This is a genomic window from Synechococcus sp. H70.1 (assembly GCF_047502705.1).
Lineage (GTDB): Bacteria > Cyanobacteriota > Cyanobacteriia > Thermostichales > Thermostichaceae > Thermostichus.
This window is the reverse complement of sequence record NZ_JANSIV010000133.1, coordinates 8,216-11,331: the sequence shown is the minus strand read 5'-3', so window position 1 is coordinate 11,331 and position 3,116 is coordinate 8,216. Positions and strand designations below refer to the sequence as shown.

3 protein-coding genes are annotated in these 3,116 nt (G+C 57.3%); all 3 read right to left on the bottom strand.

Features of this window, described 5'->3' with window-relative positions; genetic code table 11:
- Positions 1-57 precede the first annotated feature (57 nt).
- Positions 58-876 (bottom strand): hypothetical protein, encoded by an 819-nt coding sequence (locus tag NW827_RS09470; RefSeq protein ID WP_414403590.1) that lies wholly within the window; start codon positions 874-876, stop codon positions 58-60.
- Between the two features lie 194 nt (positions 877-1,070).
- Complete coding sequence (locus NW827_RS09465) at positions 1,071-1,421, bottom strand: hypothetical protein (RefSeq protein WP_414403589.1); 351 nt, start codon at positions 1,419-1,421, stop codon at positions 1,071-1,073.
- A gap of 593 nt (positions 1,422-2,014) precedes the next feature.
- A complete protein-coding gene (locus NW827_RS09460; RefSeq protein WP_414503619.1) occupies positions 2,015-2,770 on the bottom strand; it encodes an ankyrin repeat domain-containing protein in 756 nt (251 codons plus the stop codon).
- Between the last annotated feature and the right edge of the window lie 346 nt (positions 2,771-3,116).

Here is a 3,116-nt window from a genome sequence, read left to right as displayed (position 1 = left end):
TTAATTTTCCTTGCCCAAAGATCCGGCTTTTGACTAACTTGGGGGAGCAGCAGCATTTTACAGGCGGAGGCGATAGGGCTCTTCCTCGATCCCATTGGGCAAGGGGGGCGGGAGAATTTCAATTTCTCCGGTGGGCAGCGTCCGCAGGACTGTGCCCAATTGCGCCAGTTGCTCCAAGGCAAGCAAGCGGGTGTCTTGGTCGCTGGTGGCGTTAAACACGCTCAGCCAGACATCGAAGCGGGAACGGCGACTGAGAGGGCTGCGGGCAATGTTGTCCCCCAACTGGCGAAAGTCGTCACCCGGCAGGCCTACCTGTTCCCGCCAAGCTGCGGCTTGGTAGTAGTCATTGCGACCTGCTTCCGCATCCCCCAAAAACATGAAATTGATCAAGGCGCGGTCTACGTAGAGTTTCCAGGCATCGGGATTGTTCTGGGGATTGAACTGCCGCAGGCCGCGATCCAAAATCTCAATAGCTTTTTCCGGCTGGCCGGCCTGATAGGCCAACACCAAGCTAGACAAGCGGTAGCCCAAGAAAAAAGAGGGATCCAGCCGCAGCATGTGGTCAAAGTACTCGTAGGCAAGGCCATAGCCAGTCTGGGCGCGGGCAGGAGCGTCTCCGTAGTACTGGATCAGCTCCAACCACAGCCAGGAAGCTCCCAGATTGCGGTAGCCCAGCCAGCCCAGGGTGTTAGCCAGGGCGATGTTGCGGTTCTTGCGGACCTCAGCATTTTCTATGGCCTCCAGGTTGATCCGCTCCACCATGGGCAGCTGGAGCCGCACTACCAGGATCCCACACAGCAATGCCCCACCCAGGGCGGCCAAAGTGCGGGTCAGAGACAGGGAAGAGCGATAACGGGGTAAAGTGGCAGTGCTCATGGAGGCAGAGGCGCGGGTAACTACCCTCCATCATGGCACTCCCAGCTTCCTAAAGGAGGAGGCTAGCTTCTAGGCCCAGGAGGGCCTGCAAACCCCAGCAGGGGGCTAGGCGGCGGAGCAACTTGTGGCTCCTGGCTGGGTAAGCGCAAAGTAGGGCTTGTTGCCGTGGCAGAGGGGAACCCTTGGAACCGTTCTCAGCTATGCTGCTGCGTTAAGTGCTGCCAAAGCTGCAGGGGAATGCGCTCGTGCGGGCACGGGAGAAACCGCAGCTGGGCCAGATCCTCCGGCAAGTAGTGCAAAGCCACCCGCGCCGTTGCATCCAAGAGGCTGTGCCGCCGCTGGGGATGCTGCTCCGCTTCTCCCAAAAACACATCCAGCCAGCCATCTCGCTCTTGACAGCGAATCCGCAAAGCAGACAGAGAAGGTAGAGACTCTTGGCGATAGAGCCGAAAGCCCTGCTCAGGACTCCACCCCAGCCACCACTGAGGCGCCAGTTGCCCCAACTGCCGACACCACTCTCCTGACTGCACCCGTTGCCATGTCATGCTCACCCTCCGCGACCTGCAAAGACCTAGCTGCAAATTTTTTCCAACTACTTTAGCTAAGCACTCTACCAGACTCCCTCAGTTTGATGCAAGTCTCTGTCAAAGAGGGTCCGCTATGTCCCGGGGATATATTGCAACTTAATCTCAATAGCGCTACACTGTCACTCAGGGTGGAGTCCCATCCATCAGTCTTCCTCTCTTGCCTTGGGTAGAGTGGGGATCCCGCGCCGGCGGAACTGGCCATCCTGCGTTTGGCAGGGATCCCCTTTCCCCTCAAAGTTGAAGATAGGGGAGGGGGGTTTGCCGCCAACACCGTGTTGAAGGAGGAGGTAGCAGTTGAGGGTGATTGCGCTTGCGTCGGCGGGCTAGCAAGCGGAAGCGGCGTGACTAGATGGCGTGAACGCTAACCGTGACGAAGCGATCGGAACGTCTTCTCTCTTTATCTCCTGTCTCCCAGGAAGTAGGGATCCCTTACTGAGGCATTCCTTGCTCTTACCCCTAGCCCCTTTTCCCGTCTCTCCAGAGGGGAGCTAGGGATCACTTTTACACCCTCAACCACCCTTTCAGATTCTTGTTTTTGTTTGGCGTGAACACTAAAGGGTTGCGCCTCGGTCTTGCAGCCACTGAACAGCTAGCCTGTGCTGCCGCTTTTGCGCATAGGCTAAGGGTGTGTGTCCCTCCTGATTCCGGGGGTTTAATTCGGCCCCATGCTGCAGCAAAAGTTCTAGGATTGGAACATGCCCTTCCCAAGCCGCCCAGTGCATGGGTGTGGCTCCAAAGCGGTTGCGGGCATTCACATTGGCCCCGTACAGGATCAAAAAGCGAGCAATACCCAAATGCCCTTGCGCGGCTGCCTCGTGGAGAGGGGTTCGCCCTGCTTCATCGGCTCCATCCACTGGAGCTCCCTTGGACAGTAGGCGAGCTAGAACGCTTTTCCTACCCGTAGCCGCAGCCCAGTGGAGAACTCTACAAGCGTTTGCCCCTTTTTGGATCAGCAGACCGATAACTTCTGCTTGGTCGGCCAAGGCAGCCCGATGGAGAGGAGTGTATCCGTGGCGATCTGGCAGATCGATCTCGCTGCCTGCCTGGAGAAGCCGCTCCACCACTTCCACCTGGCCGCTGACTGCAGCCAAATGGAGGGGTGTAGCCCCGCTGGAATCCACCGAGTGGACAGAAGCGCCATAAGCCAAAAGCAAGTCCAACAACTCCAGGTTGCCGATGAGTACTGCTTTGTGAAGTGGGGTAACCCCCTGCCAATCGGGAGCATTCACATCTGCCCCTTGCTGCAAGTAAGCCAGCAACTGTTGCAGATCTTGATTGGCCAAGGCGCGGTGCAGGACTTCGCTCATAGTTACTGGGAAATAGAGCTTAAAGTTAGGAATAGGCAAAGTCTAGGCTTTACAGCTTGGGCAAAGTCTAGCACTGGATCCCTGCCTCTGAAGTAGCTGCACGCAAGAGGCCTCTTGGTGCTCAGCTAGCAGGGTCAATGCAGCATCAAGCCTTGACCATGAGAACTATTCTCAACAAGCTTGCATCTCAATTGCATTAGCGCCGAGAGGATCCCTTGGTTCAGCCCGGGTTGACATGCTATGATCAGCGGCAGAGTCAGGGGTCGGAGCCGACTTTTGGCCCAGGTTCCCTTCTGCCACCGCTCATGGACTACTACGCGATTCTGAACCTGTCTCCCCAAGCAGA

Excerpts from the sequence above, each read along its gene's own strand:
- NW827_RS09470 (WP_414403590.1), bottom strand. The coding sequence starts at position 876 with ATGAGCACTGCCACTTTACCCCGTTATCGCTCTTCCCTGTCTCTGACC.
- NW827_RS09465 (WP_414403589.1), bottom strand. The coding sequence starts at position 1,421 with ATGACATGGCAACGGGTGCAGTCAGGAGAGTGGTGTCGGCAGTTGGGG.
- NW827_RS09460 (WP_414503619.1), bottom strand. The coding sequence starts at position 2,770 with ATGAGCGAAGTCCTGCACCGCGCCTTGGCCAATCAAGATCTGCAACAG.